The 16,894-nt window shown below is 60.0% G+C and carries 16 protein-coding genes; 7 read left to right on the top strand and 9 right to left on the bottom strand.

What is annotated here, in order from left to right; translation table 11 throughout:
• Positions 1-296 precede the first annotated feature (296 nt).
• Positions 297-965 carry a polysaccharide lyase family 7 protein gene (locus FFS64_RS08255; RefSeq protein ID WP_137804959.1) on the top strand — a complete coding sequence of 223 codons (669 nt, stop codon included), beginning with the start codon at positions 297-299 and terminating at the stop codon, positions 963-965.
• Between the two features lie 82 nt (positions 966-1,047).
• Here the strand turns inward: FFS64_RS08255 and fba are convergent, their stop codons facing one another.
• The 6 genes from fba to tkt form a co-directional block, all read right to left on the bottom strand.
• Complete coding sequence (fba, locus tag FFS64_RS08250) at positions 1,048-2,112, bottom strand: class II fructose-bisphosphate aldolase (RefSeq protein ID WP_019694035.1); 1,065 nt, start codon at positions 2,110-2,112, stop codon at positions 1,048-1,050.
• 167 nt (positions 2,113-2,279) lie between these two features.
• Positions 2,280-2,612, bottom strand: coding sequence for an MliC family protein (locus FFS64_RS08245; RefSeq protein WP_137804958.1), 333 nt, complete (start codon positions 2,610-2,612; stop codon positions 2,280-2,282).
• A gap of 56 nt (positions 2,613-2,668) precedes the next feature.
• Positions 2,669-2,890: a hypothetical protein gene (locus FFS64_RS08240; protein WP_137804957.1), complete on the bottom strand. Its 222-nt coding sequence runs from the start codon at positions 2,888-2,890 to the stop codon at positions 2,669-2,671.
• A gap of 33 nt (positions 2,891-2,923) precedes the next feature.
• The gene (locus FFS64_RS08235; RefSeq protein WP_137804956.1) at positions 2,924-4,087 is read right to left on the bottom strand and encodes a phosphoglycerate kinase; all 1,164 of its coding nucleotides are present in this window, start codon (positions 4,085-4,087) and stop codon (positions 2,924-2,926) included.
• Positions 4,088-4,112: 25 nt separating this feature from the next.
• Positions 4,113-5,168, bottom strand: a complete 1,056-nt coding sequence (epd, locus tag FFS64_RS08230) for an erythrose-4-phosphate dehydrogenase (protein WP_137804955.1) — start codon at positions 5,166-5,168, stop codon at positions 4,113-4,115.
• Between the two features lie 189 nt (positions 5,169-5,357).
• A complete protein-coding gene (gene tkt / locus FFS64_RS08220; protein ID WP_095195979.1) occupies positions 5,358-7,355 on the bottom strand; it encodes a transketolase in 1,998 nt (665 codons plus the stop codon).
• 273 nt (positions 7,356-7,628) lie between these two features.
• Here tkt and FFS64_RS08215 point away from each other — a divergent pair, with 273 nt between their 5' ends.
• The 4 genes from FFS64_RS08215 (at position 7,629) to FFS64_RS08200 (ending at position 12,216) form a co-directional block, all read left to right on the top strand.
• Entirely contained in the window at positions 7,629-8,624 is a 996-nt protein-coding gene (locus tag FFS64_RS08215; RefSeq protein WP_137804953.1) for a metalloregulator ArsR/SmtB family transcription factor, read from the top strand.
• Positions 8,625-8,642: 18 nt separating this feature from the next.
• Positions 8,643-9,833, top strand: a complete 1,191-nt coding sequence (metK, locus tag FFS64_RS08210) for a methionine adenosyltransferase (RefSeq protein ID WP_137804952.1) — start codon at positions 8,643-8,645, stop codon at positions 9,831-9,833.
• 207 nt (positions 9,834-10,040) lie between these two features.
• The gene (gene ligB / locus FFS64_RS08205; RefSeq protein ID WP_137804951.1) at positions 10,041-11,720 is read left to right on the top strand and encodes an NAD-dependent DNA ligase LigB; all 1,680 of its coding nucleotides are present in this window, start codon (positions 10,041-10,043) and stop codon (positions 11,718-11,720) included.
• A gap of 100 nt (positions 11,721-11,820) precedes the next feature.
• Entirely contained in the window at positions 11,821-12,216 is a 396-nt protein-coding gene (locus tag FFS64_RS08200; RefSeq protein WP_137804950.1) for a DUF1090 domain-containing protein, read from the top strand.
• Positions 12,217-12,353: 137 nt separating this feature from the next.
• On the opposite strand, the gene FFS64_RS08195 is transcribed toward FFS64_RS08200, so the two are convergent.
• Positions 12,354-12,803: a cytochrome c gene (locus tag FFS64_RS08195; protein WP_137804949.1), complete on the bottom strand. Its 450-nt coding sequence runs from the start codon at positions 12,801-12,803 to the stop codon at positions 12,354-12,356.
• 128 nt (positions 12,804-12,931) lie between these two features.
• Between FFS64_RS08195 and FFS64_RS08190 the strand changes: the two genes are divergently transcribed.
• Positions 12,932-14,116: a murein transglycosylase A gene (locus tag FFS64_RS08190; protein ID WP_137804948.1), complete on the top strand. Its 1,185-nt coding sequence runs from the start codon at positions 12,932-12,934 to the stop codon at positions 14,114-14,116.
• Positions 14,117-14,257: 141 nt separating this feature from the next.
• On the opposite strand, the gene FFS64_RS08185 is transcribed toward FFS64_RS08190, so the two are convergent.
• Entirely contained in the window at positions 14,258-14,641 is a 384-nt protein-coding gene (locus FFS64_RS08185; RefSeq protein WP_137804947.1) for an MAPEG family protein, read from the bottom strand.
• A 31-nt stretch (positions 14,642-14,672) separates the two neighbouring features.
• On the bottom strand, positions 14,673-15,506 hold the full coding sequence (locus FFS64_RS08180) for an EamA family transporter (RefSeq protein WP_137804946.1): 834 nt from the start codon (positions 15,504-15,506) through the stop codon (positions 14,673-14,675).
• 215 nt (positions 15,507-15,721) lie between these two features.
• Here FFS64_RS08180 and FFS64_RS08175 point away from each other — a divergent pair, with 215 nt between their 5' ends.
• Complete coding sequence (locus tag FFS64_RS08175) at positions 15,722-16,891, top strand: MFS transporter (protein ID WP_137804945.1); 1,170 nt, start codon at positions 15,722-15,724, stop codon at positions 16,889-16,891.
• Positions 16,892-16,894 lie beyond the last annotated feature (3 nt).

The raw sequence follows: 16,894 nt of genomic DNA, 5'->3' as shown, positions 1-16,894 counted from the left end.
GCCGGTTTCTCGTGAAAACCGGACAGATACTGTGCCATCACTCTAGTCCGGGTTCTACTAAAGCAGTAGGTGTCAGTACGCCATCATTTAACCAATGCGTTAGTTTGCCGACTAACGGTAACATCTGGAGGCCGCTAAAACCGGCGAGGATGGCCTTTTAACAGGATTTTGACTTCACCCATTTTGTCTGGCCAGCATTAACAACAAGGCTTTCTACGCTTATAAAGAGCGCCCTCAAAGGCCCGTGCTAGAGCTTCTGGTACGCCCGTACTGCAAAACCCCTGGAAGCTTTACCCATGATCGACCTCGCATCCTGGAACCTCAGCGTTCCTGTCGGCAATCCGCCGTACACCGTTGAAACCTCCAAACTGGTGAACGGCTTCAAGGATCAATACTTCCACTCCGACACCGGCACATTGTTTTTCTGGTCCCCGGTGACCGGCACCCGAACCGAAAATGCCAAATACCCCCGCACCGAACTGCGGGAAACTTACAGCAACGGCACCCTGAAAAACTGGTACTACCCGGACGCCGACAATTTCCTGCGCGCTACCCTGGCAGTCAACCAGGTGCCGAGCTCGGGCAAGATCGTCATCGGTCAGATCCACGCCTATCAAAGCCAGAAGCCCATGGTGAAAGTGGAGTATCAATACAAGACAACCACCCAGACCGGCAACATCGTCGCCAAAGTGCGCATGCACCCCGATGACGACACGGGCCGGGTCATCACCATCGCCACCGGCGTGAAACTGGACCGCGAGTTTTCCTACCTCATCCACCTCAGCCCCGGCGGCGCGCTGGGCATCAGTGCCGCGGGTTACCAGTGGGACACCATCATCAGCGCGAAATGGCGCGACAAGCCGTTGTACTTCAAGGCCGGGGTGTATGTGCAGGACAACACCGGGTACACCACTGAAGGCGGGAAAGTGACATTCAGCAAGCTGGATATTGATCACGATAAATAAAGACCGCGTCGCCCCCTGAATTATCACCCATAAAAAAACCCGCATTTCTGCGGGTTTTTTATGGAGCTGGAACGCTCAGGGCTTAGTTGACCTTAGCGTTCAACTCACCTTTCAGGTAACGCTGGAACATCGCTTCCAGAGAGATCGGCTTGATCTTCGAAGCGTTGCCCGCGGTGCCAAAAGCTTCGTAACGGGCGATGCACACGTCACGCATGGCGGTCACGGTGGCGCCAAAGAATTTACGTGGGTCGAACTCGCTCGGGTTGGTGGCCATCAGGCGGCGCATCGCACCGGTGGAGGCCAGGCGCAGGTCGGTGTCGATGTTGACCTTACGCACGCCGTGCTTGATACCTTCGACGATTTCTTCAACCGGTACGCCGTAGGTCTCTTTGATATCGCCGCCGTACTGGTTGATGATCGCCAGCCACTCTTGCGGAACCGAAGACGAACCGTGCATCACCAGGTGAGTGTTCGGAATGCGCTTGTGGATTTCCTTGATGCGGTCGATCGCCAGCACGTCACCGGTAGGCGGCTTGGTGAACTTGTAGGCGCCGTGGCTGGTGCCGATGGCGATGGCCAGGGCATCGACCTGAGTGCGCTTGACGAAATCGGCAGCTTCTTCCGGGTCGGTCAGCATCTGGCTGTGATCCAGAACGCCTTCAGCGCCGATACCGTCTTCTTCACCGGCCATACCGGTTTCCAGCGAACCCAGGCAGCCCAGTTCGCCTTCTACCGAAACGCCACAGGCGTGAGCCATGGCCACGGTTTGTTGGGTAACGCGCACGTTGTAGTCGTAGTCGGTAGGGGTCTTGCCGTCTTCGCCCAGGGAACCGTCCATCATCACCGAGCTGAAGCCCAGTTGAATGGAGCGCTGGCAGACGTCAGGGCTGGTGCCGTGGTCCTGGTGCATGCACACCGGGATGTGCGGGAATTCTTCGATTGCCGCCAGGATCAGGTGACGCAGGAACGGCGCACCGGCGTATTTGCGAGCACCGGCCGAAGCCTGGACGATCACCGGGGAGTCAGTCTTGTCAGCGGCTTCCATGATGGCGCGCATCTGCTCAAGGTTGTTGACGTTGAAGGCTGGAACGCCGTAGCCGAACTCGGCTGCGTGGTCCAGCATCTGGCGCATGCTGATAAGTGCCATTGTGTGTGTCTCTCCCGGTTGAGGGTCGTTAATCGTGCCAGCCTGCCGTAGCGGCGGCGGCTATTCAAGTTATTGCAGATCGGGGGTTGAGCCCGGACTGCGAATCTGGTGTTTATTGCCAACATCTCATGAACTACACAGAACCCTGTGGGAGCGTGTCGTGTCAGTTATTGCGCTTTACAACCGCGGCCAATCAAATCATTGGTGGCGACCCAGTAAACCAGGCCTTCCTCACCCTTCACGTGAAACGCCAGCATGTCGTTGCTGTACAGCGAACCCGACGCGCCCGGCTCCTGCTTCAAGCGATAGACCTGATCGGCGCCGCCCAGGCGAACGTCGACGTCCTTGCGGTTGTCGTCGGTGTAGCGCCAAAGCACTTTGGCCTGGCTATCGCAAGTCCAGGTGGTCCAGTTGTCGGCCGCAGCGGACGACTGGAACGGGTTCAAATTAGTGCATCCGGCCAGCAAAGCCAGCGCCGTAATGGCGATAAAACCTTTCATCCGTGTTCCTCGGCCGACAGCACACGCCACCGGCACTGGGTAAAGAGTCAGACCCGTCAAGGACAGCCATGTTCCTTGGCGAGGGTCCGTGTCTCATATTTGTCCAGACCGTCAGGCCCGGAGCGCTTGTTGAGTACCGGATTGGTTTCCGCCTGCCAGTCGGCCTGGTAACAGCCATTCTGTGGCGCAGCCGGCGCAGGCTCCGGCGTGGCTTTCGGGTTACTCCCGCAAGCTGCCAGCGAACCCGCGACGATCAACAGCGCTAACGTCTTGACCATGTAAACACTCCCTGCCTGGTCAAACGGACGGCCTCAGGCCTTGGCCCGGCTTTCCAGGACTTCAACGGCTGGCAGTACCTTGCCTTCGACGAACTCGAGGAACGCGCCGCCGCCGGTAGAAATGTAGGAGATTTGCTCGGCAACGCCATACTTGTCGATGGCCGCCAGGGTGTCGCCGCCGCCAGCGATGGAGAACGCCGCGCTGTCCGCGATGGCCTGGGCCAGCACCTTGGTACCGTTTCCGAACTGGTCGAATTCAAATACGCCAACCGGGCCGTTCCACAGGATGGTTTTCGACGATTTCAGCAGTTCGGCGAAATTCGCTGCGGTCTGAGGACCGATGTCCAGAATCATGTCATCGGCAGCGACGTCAGCGATCAGCTTCACAGTGGCCGCGGCGCTTTCGGCGAACTCCTTGGCAACCACCACGTCCACTGGCAGCGGAACGCTGACCTTGGCGGCAATGGCGCGGGCGGTGTCCAGCAGGTCTGGCTCGTACAGGGATTTGCCGACCGGGTGACCGGCAGCCGCCAGGAAGGTGTTGGCAATGCCGCCGCCAACGATCAACTGGTCGCAGATCTGGCTCAGGCTGTTCAGCACGTCGAGTTTGGTCGACACCTTGGAGCCGGCAACGATGGCAGCCATTGGTTGAGCCGGGGCGCCCAGGGCCTTGCCCAGTGCGTCCAGTTCTGCGGCCAGCAGCGGGCCAGCGGCAGCCACCTTGGCGAACTTGGCCACGCCGTGGGTCGAACCCTCGGCACGGTGCGCGGTACCGAAGGCGTCCATCACGAACACGTCGCACAGGGCCGCGTATTGCTTGGCCAGTTCATCGACGTTCTTTTTCTCGCCCTTGTTGAAGCGCACGTTTTCGAACAGCACGACGTCGCCGGCTTTGACGTCGACGCCGCCCAGGTAGTCGGTTACCAGCGGCACTTCACGACCCAGAGCCTTGCTCAGGTAGTCGGCGACTGGCTTGAGGCTGTTCTCGGCGGAGAATTCGCCTTCGGTCGGACGGCCAAGGTGCGAGCAAACCATCACTGCCGCGCCTTTTTCCAGGGCCAGCTTGATGGTCGGCAGCGAAGCCAGGATTCGCGCATCGCTGGTGACTACACCGTCCTTGACTGGGACGTTGAGGTCTTCGCGGATCAGTACGCGCTTACCTTGCAGATCGAGGTCGGACATCTTCAACACGGTCATGGGTCGCATTTCCTGGGTTACTGATTTAGAGAGCAGTTGTTGGAGTCGCTGTTTGCAGATAGTGCTCTGCAACATCCAGCATTCTGTTGGCAAAACCCCATTCGTTGTCGAACCAGGCCAGGATGTTCACCAGCCGAGGGCCAGAAACGCGGGTCTGACTGGCATCGACGATCGCCGAATGTGGGTCATGGTTAAAGTCACAGCTTGCGTGGGGCAACTCGGTATAGGCCAGAAGGCCTTTGAGCGGGCCGCTGGTGGCAGCCTCGCGCAGGATCCGGTTGACCTCGGTGGCGTCGGTATCACTCACGGTCTGCATCGTAATATCGAGACAAGACACGTTAACCGTCGGCACACGTACGGCTTTGGCCTGAATTCGCCCGGCAAGTTCCGGCAACAGGCGTTCGATACCGCGCGCCAGACCGGTGGACACCGGAATCACCGACTGGAACGCCGAACGGGTGCGGCGCAGGTCCTCATGGTGATAGGCGTCGATCACCGGCTGATCGTTCATGGCCGAGTGAATGGTGGTGATCGATACGTACTCCAGGCCGATAGCCTGGTCCAGCAAGCGCAACAGCGGCACGCCGCAGTTGGTGGTGCAGGAGGCGTTGGACACCAACAGCTCGTCGCCGGTCAGGCAATCCTGGTTCACGCCGTAGACGATGGTGGCGTCGACATCCGACTCGCTGGCCATCGGCTGGGAAAACAACACACGCGGCGCGCCGGCATCGAGAAAGCGCCGGCCGTCCGCACGGGTGTGGTAAGCACCAGAGCATTCCAGCACCAGATCGACGCCCAGCGACGCCCAATCGATGCCTTCGGGGGTGGCACTGCGCAGGACCTTCACGCAGTTGCCATTGATATGCAGACAATCACCGTCGACCTTCACCTCACCGGGAAAGCGCCCGTGGGTGGAGTCGAAGCGTGTCAGGTATTCGATGCTGGCCATGTCGGCCAGATCGTTGATCGCGACAATTTCAAACCCGGCCTTCTCGCCTCGCTCGAACAACGCACGCAAGACGCAACGACCAATCCGGCCGTAGCCGTTGAGTGCAACTTTGTAGGGACGCGGTTGAGGCATGGGGGTTCTCGATAGACGCAGGCAAACGAATTCTCGTTAACAACACAACCCTTGTAGGAGCGAGCCTGCTCGCGATGGTGGCCCAGACAGCGCGGGCATCCAGGCACCCAGCGTTATCGTTAACGACCATCGCGAGCAGGCTCGCTCCTACAGGAGTTCGCGGCAGTCCTGAAACCGCCGCGCTGTGTTTTAGTCTTCCAGCAGCTCTTCAGCCTGACCCAGGATGTTTTCCAGGGTGAAGCCGAACTCTTCGAACAAGGCAGACGCAGGCGCCGATTCGCCGTAGGTGGTCATGCCGATCACGCGACCTTCCAGGCCGACGTACTTGTACCAGTAGTCGGCGTGGGAAGCTTCGATGGCGATACGGGCACTGACCTGCAACGGCAGAACCGATTGCTTGTAACCGGCGTCCTGAGCATCGAACACACTGGTGCAAGGCATGGAAACCACACGCACCTTGCGGCCTTGCTCGGTGAGTTTGTCGAAGGCCTGAACGGCCAGGCCGACTTCCGAACCGGTGGCGATCAGGATCAGCTCAGGCTCGCCGGCGCAGTCCTTCAACACGTAACCGCCACGGTTGATGTCGGCGATCTGCAGGGCGTTGCGGGTTTGGTGCTGCAGGTTCTGACGCGAGAAGATCAGGGCCGAAGGGCCGTCTTTACGCTCCAGCGCATACTTCCAGGACACCGCCGATTCAACGGCGTCGGCCGGGCGCCAGGTGTCGAGGTTCGGCGTGCAGCGCAGGCTGGCCAGTTGCTCGATTGGCTGGTGAGTCGGGCCGTCTTCGCCCAGACCGATGGAGTCGTGGGTATAGACGTGGATCACACGCTGCTTCATCAGGGCCGACATGCGCACGGCGTTGCGGGCGTATTCCATGAACATCAGGAAGGTCGCGCCGTAAGGCACCAGGCCACCGTGCAGGGCAACGCCGTTCATGATCGCGGTCATGCCGAACTCGCGCACACCGTAGTACATGTAGTTGCCGCTGGCGTCTTCAGCGGTGACGCCTTTGCAGCCTTTCCACAAGGTCAGGTTGGAACCGGCCAGGTCAGCCGAACCGCCAAGGAATTCAGGCAGCAGCGGGCCGAACGCGTTCAGGGCGTTCTGGCTGGCTTTACGGCTGGCGATGGTTTCGCCCTTGGCAGCGACTTCGGCGATATAAGCATCGGCTTTTTCGGAGAAGTCAGCCGGCAGCTCACCGCTCAGACGACGAATCAGTTCGTTGGCTTCGGTCGGGAAGGCCGCGGAGTAGGCTGCGAAACGCTGGTCCCACTCGGCTTCGACCGCGCGGCCGGCTTCCTTGGCATCCCACTCGGCATAGATGTCGGCCGGGATTTCGAACGGGCCGTGGTTCCACTTCAGCGCGGCACGGGTCAGGGCGATTTCCGCGTCACCCAGCGGGGCGCCGTGGCAATCTTCCTTGCCTTGCTTGTTCGGCGAACCGAAGCCGATGGTGGTCTTGCAGCAGATCAGGGTTGGCTGATCACTTTTACGAGCGGTATCGATCGCGATTTTGATCTCTTCCGGGTCGTGACCGTCGACATTGCGGATCACTTGCCAGTTGTAGGATTCGAAACGCTTGGGCGTGTCATCGGTGAACCAGCCTTCGACTTCGCCGTCGATGGAGATGCCGTTGTCGTCGTAGAAGGCGATCAGCTTGCCCAGGCCCAGGGTGCCGGCCAGGGAAGCGACTTCATGGGAAATGCCTTCCATCATGCAGCCATCACCCAGGAACACGTAGGTGTGGTGATCGACAATGTTGTGGCCGGGACGGTTGAATTGCGCCGCCATGACTTTTTCAGCCAGGGCAAAACCCACGGCGTTGGCCAGGCCCTGGCCCAGTGGACCGGTGGTGGTTTCAACACCCGGGGTGTAACCGAGCTCCGGGTGACCCGGTGTGCGGCTGTGCAGCTGGCGGAACTGCTTCAGGTCTTCGATCGACAGGTCGTAGCCGGTCAGGTGCAGCAGCGAGTAGATCAGCATCGAGCCATGACCGTTGGACAGCACGAAGCGGTCACGGTCGGCGAACGATGGATTGCTCGGGTTGTGCTTGAGGTAGTCGCGCCAAAGCACTTCGGCAATATCCGCCATACCCATAGGGGCACCGGGGTGGCCGCTGTTGGCTTTTTGCACGGCATCCATGCTGAGGGCACGAATGGCGTTGGCACGCTCACGACGGCTAGGCATCGCTGTTCTCCTGCGGGTTCTGAATCGAGAGTGAATAAAACGAAACGGAAAAAAGGCGAGCATTTTCCCTCACCGAGCCGCCTCGGGGCAATGACAGATAGTCATCTGAAGGCGTTTTTCCAATCGATAACGACGGATTCGGCTGGTGAAACCTTTCCGCCACTCGTTTGTTGACTGAAGCTAACGTTAAGAAGTGCCATCTATCGAGCAATATCAAAACTTTTTGATATTGCTCTTGCGGTGCTTCCGGCGCATGACTAGACTGCCGGCCTTATGAATTTACGTGTGCCTTCCATTCGCCATGACGATTGCGATGAATTGGCGGCCTTGTGCAAGGCCGCTGGCGATCCTCTGCGGCTGAATGTTTTGCGCGCGCTGGCCAACGATTCGTTTGGCGTGCTTGAACTGGCGCAGATCTTCGGTATCGGCCAGTCCGGCATGAGCCATCACCTCAAGGTATTGGCCCAGGCCGACCTGGTAGCGACCCGCCGTGAAGGCAACGCGATTTTCTACCGTCGCGCCCTGCCCCACACCGAAATGCTGGGCGGCAAACTGCACACGGCCTTGCTCGAAGAGGTGGACGAGCTGACCCTGCCTGCCGATGTGCAGTCGCGGATCGCTCAGGTTCACGGACAAAGGGCGGCGGCCAGTCAGGACTTTTTCTCACGGGTCGCGGAGAAGTTTCGCGCCCAGCAAGACTTGATCGCCGGCCTGCCGCAATACCGCGATAGCGTGGTGGCCTTGCTCGACAAGCTGAGCTTCAACGAAAGCGCTACAGCCATTGAGGTCGGCCCCGGAGACGGTGCTTTTCTACCGGAACTGGCACGCCGCTTCACTCAGGTAACGGCGCTGGACAACAGCCAGGCGATGCTCGAACTGGCGCGACAGGTGTGTGAACGCCAGATGCTGACCAACGTCAGCCTGCAACTGGCCGATGCTTTGAACGGTGTGAGCCTCCGGGCCGATTGCGTTGTATTGAACATGGTGCTGCACCACTTCGCCGCACCGGCCGATGCGCTCAAGCACATGGCCAATTTGCTGCAACCAGGCGGTAGCCTGTTAGTGACAGAGTTATGCAGCCACAACCAGAGTTGGGCCAAGGAGGCCTGCGGTGATCTCTGGCTGGGGTTTGAACAGGACGACCTGGCCCGTTGGGCCACCGCTGCGGGACTCGTTCCCGGGGAAAGCCTCTATGTAGGCTTACGTAATGGTTTCCAGATTCAGGTCCGCCATTTTCAGCGGCCGGCTGGCGACACTCACCATCGGTAATTTCAGGAAAAAATCGAGATGAGCGAATACTCCCTTTTCACCTCCGAGTCCGTGTCTGAAGGGCATCCGGACAAAATCGCCGATCAGATTTCTGATGCGGTACTGGACGCCATCATTGCTGAAGACAAGTTCGCCCGTGTGGCGTGCGAGACTCTGGTGAAAACGGGCGTGGCAATCATCGCCGGCGAAGTCACCACATCGGCCTGGGTTGACCTGGAGCAGATCGTTCGTGACGTGATCACCAACATCGGCTACACCAGCTCCAACGTCGGCTTCGACGGTGCGACCTGCGGCGTGATGAACATCATCGGCAAGCAGTCCCCTGACATCAACCAGGGTGTCGACCGCGCCAAGCCTGAAGATCAGGGTGCCGGTGACCAGGGCCTGATGTTCGGTTACGCCAGCAACGAAACCGACGTGCTGATGCCAGCACCGATCACGTTCTCGCACCAGCTTGTGCAAAGGCAAGCTGAAGCCCGTAAATCCGGCCTGCTGCCTTGGCTGCGTCCAGACGCCAAGTCGCAAGTAACCTGCCGTTACGAAAACGGCAAGGTTGTCGGTATCGACGCCGTTGTTCTGTCGACCCAGCACAACCCCGAAGTGTCGTACAACGACCTGCGCGAAGGCGTGATGGAACTGATCGTCAAGCACGTGCTACCTGCCGAGCTGCTGACCAAGGACACCCAGTTCCACATCAACCCGACCGGCCAGTTCATCATCGGCGGCCCGGTGGGTGACTGCGGTCTGACCGGTCGCAAGATCATCGTCGACAGCTACGGCGGCATGGCCCGTCACGGCGGCGGCGCGTTCTCCGGTAAAGATCCATCGAAGGTTGACCGTTCGGCTGCCTACGCCGGTCGTTACGTGGCGAAAAACATCGTCGCCGCCGGCCTGGCCGAGCGTTGCGAGATTCAGGTGTCCTACGCCATCGGCGTCGCCCAGCCGACTTCGATCTCGTTGAACACCTTCGGCACCGGCAAGATCAGCGATGACAAGATCGTCAAGCTGGTCCGCGAAGTGTTCGACCTGCGTCCATACGCGATCACCAAGATGCTCGACCTGCTGCACCCGATGTACCAGGAAACCGCAGCGTATGGCCACTTCGGTCGTACCCCGGCAACCAAGACTGTGGGTGACGATACTTTCACCACCTTTACCTGGGAAAAAACCGACCGCGCCGACGCCCTGCGTTCTGCCGCCGGCCTGTAAGCCTTTCCCGGCTGTACCAAAAGCCCCGCACGGTTTTGCCGTGCGGGGCTTTTTATTGCCTTGCATTCGAGACCACATCGTCCCCTTCGCGAGCAGGCTCGCGAAGAAGCCAGTCCAGACAACAAAACATTCGGCAAAACACCCACCCTTCAAGCCAGCCAGTACTCGCCTAGCCTTCAGGCACCCCAATGAGCAAGGACGCTCGCGATGCCCCTCACCCTGCGCCTGTTTTTCACTTGCCTGCTGACCCTTTCCAGCCTGAACGCCAACGCCACCCCATGCCCCGACTGGCCACCCGAACGCGCCTCGAACGAAGTCGCTGCACTGCAAAAACAGATCGACCTCTGGGACGACAGCTATCACCGCGAAGGAAAATCCCTGGTCGCCGACGAACTCTATGACCAGTCCCGCGCGCGCCTTGCCCAGTGGCACCAATGCTTCAACCGGGGTTCACCCACAGATCCGCTGCGAACAGCGCGCGGCACGATTGCCCACCCCATCGCCCACACCGGCCTGGAAAAACTGCACGACGAACAGGCCGTCGAACGCTGGCTGCGTGATCGCACGGACGTGTGGGTCCAACCCAAGGTCGACGGCGTTGCCGTGACCTTAATCTATCGCCAGGGCCAGCTGACCCAGGCGATCAGTCGTGGCGATGGTTCACATGGCCAGGACTGGACGGCTTCGGCGCGTCAGATTGCAGCCATCCCCCAGCACCTCTCGCAACCCCTGGACCTGTTGGTGCAAGGCGAACTCTACTGGCGCCTGGACGGGCATGTGCAGGCTCGGGACGGTAGTCTCAATGCCCGAGCCACGGTCGCCGGCTTGATGGCTCGCAAAGCATTAAGTGCGCAGCAGGCAACCGGGATAGGCCTGTTCGTCTGGGACTGGCCCCGAGGTCCGGAAAAGTTGCCAGAGCGCGTCGCGATGCTGGATGAACTGGGGTTTCCAGGTACCAAAGCGTACAGCCAACCGATCAGCGCATTGGCCGATGCACAGCGCTGGCGCGACCACTGGTTTCGCTCGACCCTGCCGTTTGCCAGCGATGGCATCGTCCTGCGCCAGGGAAGCCGCCCACCCGCCGAACGCTGGCAAGCCAAGCCGCCTTACTGGATCGTTGCCTGGAAATACCCTTTCGCCCAGGCACTGGCGCGAGTGCGCAAGGTTCACTTCAAGATCGGCCGGACCGGACGGATCACCCCGGTACTGGAGCTGACGCCGGTGATGCTCGATGACCGGCAAATCAAGCGTGTCAGTGTGAGCTCCTTGCAACGCTGGCAATTTCTGGACATTCGTCCCGGTGACCAGATCGCCATCAGCCTGGCCGGCCTGACCATTCCCAGACTGGATGGCGTGGTGCTGCGCAGCACCGAGCGACCGGAACTGAACGCGCCACTGGCAACGAATTTTCATTCGCTAAGCTGCTGGCAACCCACTCCGGGATGCGAGGGTCAATTCCTCGCCCGCCTGACTTGGCTCAGTGGCAAACAGGGCCTGGCTTTGTCCCATGTCGGCCCTGGCACCTGGGAAAAGCTCCTTGAATCAGGCCGCCTGAAAGGTCTGCTCGATTGGTTGACCCTCGATGCTCAAGAGCTTGCTAACATTGATGGTTTCGGCGAGCGCAGTGCCGCGCGACTTTCGAGCGGTTTCGACAGTGCCCGGCAACGACCTTTCGCCCGTTGGCTCAAAGCCCTGGGCATGCCACCGACAGGCCAGGCACATCTCGTTGATTCATGGCAGGCGCTGGCGAATCGAAACACCGAACAATGGCAGGCCGAATCCGGGATCGGCCCGGGACGCGCAGCGCAACTGAGCGCGTTTTTCCGCGACCCGCAGGTCCTGGCCTTGAGTGAAACATTACGGGCGGCAGGGATTGACGGTTTTTGACGACCGGTAATGCCTTGGCACCCGGGAACCCTCTAGTACCGATGGGCTCAAACAAGCCAACGCTGCATCGACACGATTGCTTTTTTCACATGGAGCTTTTATGAAATTTCTTTCACCGCTCGCCCTGTTGACCCTTTGCAGCGTGATGGCCGCTCCGTTGATGGCGACCGAAGATGCACCGGAACTGACCGGCTGCGCCGCCAAGAAGCAAGGCATCATCAATCAGATCGAACTGGCCAAGTCCCACGGTAATGCCGAGCAGCAGGCAGGACTGGAAAAAGCCCTGAGCGAAGTCACCGCCAACTGCACGGACGCCTCACTGAAGAAAGAACGGGAAAACAAAGTGCTCGACGCCAAGCACGAAGTCAGCAGGCGTCAGGCCGACCTCGACAAGGCCATGAAAAAAGGCGATCCCGAAAAGATCGACAAGCGCAAAGAGAAACTCGCCGAATCCCGCAAGCAATTGCAGGAAGCGGTCGATGAGCTGGATAAGTAAGAACGGGTAAAGAACGTGGATCTTTGGCGTTGCCAGATCAGTCTTCGCGAGCAGGTCGAATCGTCGCTCCCACTGTTAATCGCATTCCTCTGTGGGAGCGAGCCTGCTCGCGAAGGCGTCAGACCCGGCACAGCCAATCAATGATCCCGAAACTCTTTATGACACGCACTACAGGCATCTTCGACCTTCTGCACCGCCGGCCCCAGGTTGCTGGCCTTGTAGGGCTGAACCTGGCTGGCGATCACCAGTTCGCCGGTAGCGGCTTCAAGGGTGCGGGCCATTTCCTGAAAGCGCTCCTGCTGTTGCCAGACATCGCTTTTGGCACTGGTGTGGTCTTCTTCACGCACCTGCGGGAAGTGCTTCCATGGTTCACGGGACAGCACGTCAAGTTTTACCGCGCCGTCAGCGAACTTCGGGCCATCGAACGGAATACGGCCACGCAACATGCCCCCAAGGTCCTCGCCGGTCTTGAGCATTTGCTTGAAAATGGCCTTGCGCTGACCAAGTGGCGAATTGGGATCGACACCGCCGCAGGCGGACAACGCCAGGCAGGCCAGCAATACAACAGTAAGTCTTTTAAGAGTCATGTCGGCTTCAGGTCACGGGAAACGGCGGCCAGTATCCTCGCGTCATCGGCAAACACCAATAGCCCTATTATCAATACGGGTTGCATGAGCGCATGGAGCACTCAGGCAGCCGGCAAAGGAATTACTCCATGAACAGCCGTATCAAGGCATGGCGTCGCAGCCTGGCCTGTACCCTGCCAATGGTGGCCCTGCTCGCAGGCTGCACCGGTGGCGACAAACAACAACCGAAAACCCACGCCTTGGCCACCTACTCCAGTGCCACGTGGGAGGCTCTGCCGGCAGTTTCCGACAATGACCTGGTTGCTGGCTTCGGCTCGTGGCGCAGCGCCTGCACGCGACTCAAGGCCGACCCGGTCTGGAGTACCACCTGCGCAGCAGCCGCCAACGTGCCGCAAACCGCCGGCGAAATTCGTGGCTTTCTCAAGCAGAACCTCGATGTCTATGGCCTGCGTGCCGCCAATGACAACCCTAACGGTTTGATCACCGGTTACTACGAACCGGTCTACCCCGGCAGCCTGACCCAGACCGCAACGGCGAACATCCCGGTGTATGGCGTGCCCGACGACATGATCATCGTTGCCCTGGACAGCATCTACCCGGAACTCAAAGGCAAACGCCTGCGCGGCCGGCTCGAAGGCCGCGTTCTCAAACCATACGACGATGCGGCAACGATTGAAACCAAGGGGGTCAAGGCACCGGTGGTGGCCTGGCTGACTGATCCGATGAACTTGCAGTTCCTGCAGATCCAGGGTTCGGGTCGTATCCAGCTCGACAGCGGTCGCCAGTTGCGTATCGCTTACGCCGACCAGAACGGCCACCCGTATCGACCGATCGGACGCTGGCTGGTGGAACAAGGCGAACTGAAGAAAGAGGACGTGACCATGGGCACGATCAGCGCCTGGGCCAAGGCCAATCCGTCGCGCATTCCGGAACTGCTCGGCAGCAACCCAAGCTACGTGTTTTTCACCCGTAACCCCGACAGCAACGAAGGGCCTCGCGGCTCGTTGAATGTGCCATTGACAGCGGGTTACAGCGCAGCGGTGGATCGCAAGGTCATTCCGCTGGGCAGCCTGTTGTGGCTATCCACCACCAAACCGGATGGCACAGCATTGGTTCGACCGGTGGCGGCGCAAGACACCGGTGGCGCAATTGCCGGTGAGGTTCGCGCAGATCTGTTCTGGGGCACCGGCGATGCGGCCGGGCAACTGGCCGGGGACATGAAGCAACAGGGGCAAATCTGGATGCTGTGGCCTAAGGGCGCGGCGCTGCCACAAGTGCCCCAGGTGGCTGATGCAGAGAAGACCAAACCCTGACTCAAGCATTGGCCATTAGATAGCTTTCGCGAGCAGGCTCGCTCCCACAAGGATCTTCAGTGAACACAAATCCTGTGCATGAAGAAATCCAACTGTGGGAGCGAGCCTGCTCGCGAAGGGGCCTGAATTGGCAATAAAGATTCAGGCTGACACAACGAAAAACGCCACAATCAACCCCATCCCCACAAACCACATCAACGACCGCAACGTCGCCAAATCCGTTAGATAGAAAATGATGTACAGCAGCCGGCTGGTGATGAACAACACCGACAGCACGTTGATCGTCACCAATTCCGCATTACCGGCCAGGTGAGCCACGATCACCGCCGCGGCGAACGCCGGAGTCACTTCAAAGCTGTTCAGTTGCGCCGCATTTGCGCGCCTGCCCAATCCTTCCAGCGAATCGAGAAAACCCCGGGGGTCATGGTTGTGTCTCAACCTGAACCCGCCGCTGATCTTGGCCACACCCACACACATATACGGCAGGAAAATCGCTATCAAAATGCACCACAGAGCAACCGTCATAAAGCAGTCCCTTCTTCACGTTACAGAGCAGTCAGAATTTCATCACCAGCATGCCGATCAGCACCAGTCCACAGGCCAGTAGCCGTGGCCTGCCAAAAGGCTCTTTCAGGTAACGCATGCCGAACAGCACCACCAGAATCACACTGATCTCGCGCAACGCCGCCGCTTCGGCAATCGAGCCCAGCTGCATGGCCCACAGCACCAAAGCGTAGCTGAACAACACGCAGAACCCGACCGCCAGCCCCAAACGCCACTGCTCACGCCAGAACAACCTGAACGCCGGCCGCTTCCGCGCCCAGGCCAGCAACGGGAATGGCCAGGCGCTGAGCAGCGTCACCCAGACCAGATAGTCCAGCGGATGCGACCATCGCCGCAGCGCCTGACCGTCGATGTAGGTGTAGCAACCGATGCACAGGCCGATCAACGCCACCACCGGCAACATCGACCAGGGCAGGCGCGCACCGCCTCCGCCCTGCCAAAGCAGGCACAGCATGCCAAGCGGGATCAGCAGGATCCCGAAGATCTGCTGATGGGTCAGCGCTTCCCCGGCGAAGATCAGCGTCAGCGCCAGCACCACCAAGGGTGACAACCCGCGCATCAACGGATAGACCAGCCCGAGGTCACCGACCCGGTAGGCCTGGATCAACAGATAGCGATAGAGCAACTCGAAGGCCGCCGAAGCCAGAATCCAGGGCCAGATTTCAATAGGAGGAAGCTCCACGAAAGGCAGCATCACGACGACAAACAACATCGCCACGCTGTCCATGCAGGCCACCACCAGCAACCGCTCGGCGCTGAATTTGATCAGGGTATTCCACGCCGCGTGCAACAGCGCCGCCACCAACACCAGAGCCGTCGCAAGCACGGCAAACTCCTTATGCTGCCCACCCCTACATGAAGCGGGTGGAGAATTGATTCGCGATATGTCAGCAGCTGTTTATACTGCAAGCGACCACGCCGCACTCAGTTGCGCACAGACTAATTCCAATAACATCCGACCCTGCCCGCTCTCGTCGAGAACGGTCATCGGCATGCGTATGCCTGATCACAGCGTCAAGACTACCGACAGAGACCTTGCGCATGCCACTCGCTTTGCTTGCCCTCGCTGTTGCCGCATTCGGCATCGGCACCACTGAATTCGTCATCATGGGCCTGCTGCCCGATGTTGCCCGCGACCTCGCGGTGAGCATTCCCCATGCCGGCCTGTTGATCACCGGCTACGCCCTGGGCGTGGTGTTCGGCGCGCCGATCCTCGCGGTCGGCACCGCCAACATGCCGCGTAAAGCCACATTGCTGGGCATGACGCTGATGTTCATCCTCGGCAACATGCTCTGCGCCCTGGCTCCGAACTACGCCACGCTGATGGCCGCCCGAGTGGTGACCGCGCTGTGCCACGGCGCGTTTTTCGGCATTGGCTCGGTGGTCGCCGCCGGCCTGGTGGCGCCGAACAAACGGGCTCAGGCAATTGCCATGATGTTCACCGGCCTGACCCTGGCCAACGTGCTGGGCGCGCCACTGGGCACTGCGCTTGGGCAATACGCCGGCTGGCGTTCGACGTTCTGGGCGGTGTCGGTGATCGGTGTGATAGCCGCCATTGCGCAATGGATCTGGTTGCCGAAGGACATTGCGATGGACAAGGCCAACCTCGCCAGCGAGTTCAAGGTTTTGGGCAAGGTCAACGTGCTGCTGGCGCTGGGCATGAGTGTGCTGGCCTCTACCAGTCTGTTCAGCGTATTCACCTACATCGCACCGATCCTGCAGGACATCACCGGTGTGAGCCCCCATGGCGTGACAATCATGTTGCTGTTGTTCGGGGTGGGCTTGACGGCGGGCAGCATGCTCGGTGGCCGCCTGGCCGATAGTCGCCTGTTGCCGTCGCTGGTCGGCATGGCACTGGCCGTGGTGCTGGTGTTGGCCGCCTTCAGCCAGACCAGCCACTCGGTGATTCCGGCGGCGATTACCCTGGTGCTATGGGGGATTTTTGCTTTCGCGCTGTGCCCGATCCTGCAATTGCTGATCATCGATCAGGCCCACGAAGCGCCAAACCTGGGATCGACCCTGAACCAGAGCGCATTCAACCTCGGCAACGCGGCCGGCGCGTGGATTGGCGGATTGGTGGTGGCCAGCGGCGCGGATCTGGCGGACTTGCCCTGGACGGGTGCACTGGTCAGCGGCCTGACGGTGCTGACCGCGCTGTTTTTCATCTACCTGCAACGCCGCGGTGTAGCTGCGGTTAATGCACCGAGCTGAAGC

The sequence above is a fragment of the Pseudomonas sp. G(2018) genome (assembly GCF_005502415.1).
Classification (GTDB): domain Bacteria; phylum Pseudomonadota; class Gammaproteobacteria; order Pseudomonadales; family Pseudomonadaceae; genus Aquipseudomonas.
Note: the sequence above shows the minus strand (reverse complement) of the source record. Positions and strands in the feature narration are given on the sequence as shown.

Excerpts from the sequence above, each read along its gene's own strand:
- FFS64_RS08255 (WP_137804959.1), top strand. The coding sequence starts at position 297 with ATGATCGACCTCGCATCCTGGAACCTCAGCGTTCCTGTCGGCAATCCG.
- fba (WP_019694035.1), bottom strand. The coding sequence starts at position 2,112 with ATGGCACTTATCAGCATGCGCCAGATGCTGGACCACGCAGCCGAGTTC.
- FFS64_RS08245 (WP_137804958.1), bottom strand. The coding sequence starts at position 2,612 with ATGAAAGGTTTTATCGCCATTACGGCGCTGGCTTTGCTGGCCGGATGC.
- FFS64_RS08240 (WP_137804957.1), bottom strand. The coding sequence starts at position 2,890 with ATGGTCAAGACGTTAGCGCTGTTGATCGTCGCGGGTTCGCTGGCAGCT.
- FFS64_RS08235 (WP_137804956.1), bottom strand. The coding sequence starts at position 4,087 with ATGACCGTGTTGAAGATGTCCGACCTCGATCTGCAAGGTAAGCGCGTA.
- epd (WP_137804955.1), bottom strand. The coding sequence starts at position 5,168 with ATGCCTCAACCGCGTCCCTACAAAGTTGCACTCAACGGCTACGGCCGG.
- tkt (WP_095195979.1), bottom strand. The coding sequence starts at position 7,355 with ATGCCTAGCCGTCGTGAGCGTGCCAACGCCATTCGTGCCCTCAGCATG.
- FFS64_RS08215 (WP_137804953.1), top strand. The coding sequence starts at position 7,629 with ATGAATTTACGTGTGCCTTCCATTCGCCATGACGATTGCGATGAATTG.
- metK (WP_137804952.1), top strand. The coding sequence starts at position 8,643 with ATGAGCGAATACTCCCTTTTCACCTCCGAGTCCGTGTCTGAAGGGCAT.
- ligB (WP_137804951.1), top strand. The coding sequence starts at position 10,041 with ATGCCCCTCACCCTGCGCCTGTTTTTCACTTGCCTGCTGACCCTTTCC.
- FFS64_RS08200 (WP_137804950.1), top strand. The coding sequence starts at position 11,821 with ATGAAATTTCTTTCACCGCTCGCCCTGTTGACCCTTTGCAGCGTGATG.
- FFS64_RS08195 (WP_137804949.1), bottom strand. The coding sequence starts at position 12,803 with ATGACTCTTAAAAGACTTACTGTTGTATTGCTGGCCTGCCTGGCGTTG.
- FFS64_RS08190 (WP_137804948.1), top strand. The coding sequence starts at position 12,932 with ATGAACAGCCGTATCAAGGCATGGCGTCGCAGCCTGGCCTGTACCCTG.
- FFS64_RS08185 (WP_137804947.1), bottom strand. The coding sequence starts at position 14,641 with ATGACGGTTGCTCTGTGGTGCATTTTGATAGCGATTTTCCTGCCGTAT.
- FFS64_RS08175 (WP_137804945.1), top strand. The coding sequence starts at position 15,722 with ATGCCACTCGCTTTGCTTGCCCTCGCTGTTGCCGCATTCGGCATCGGC.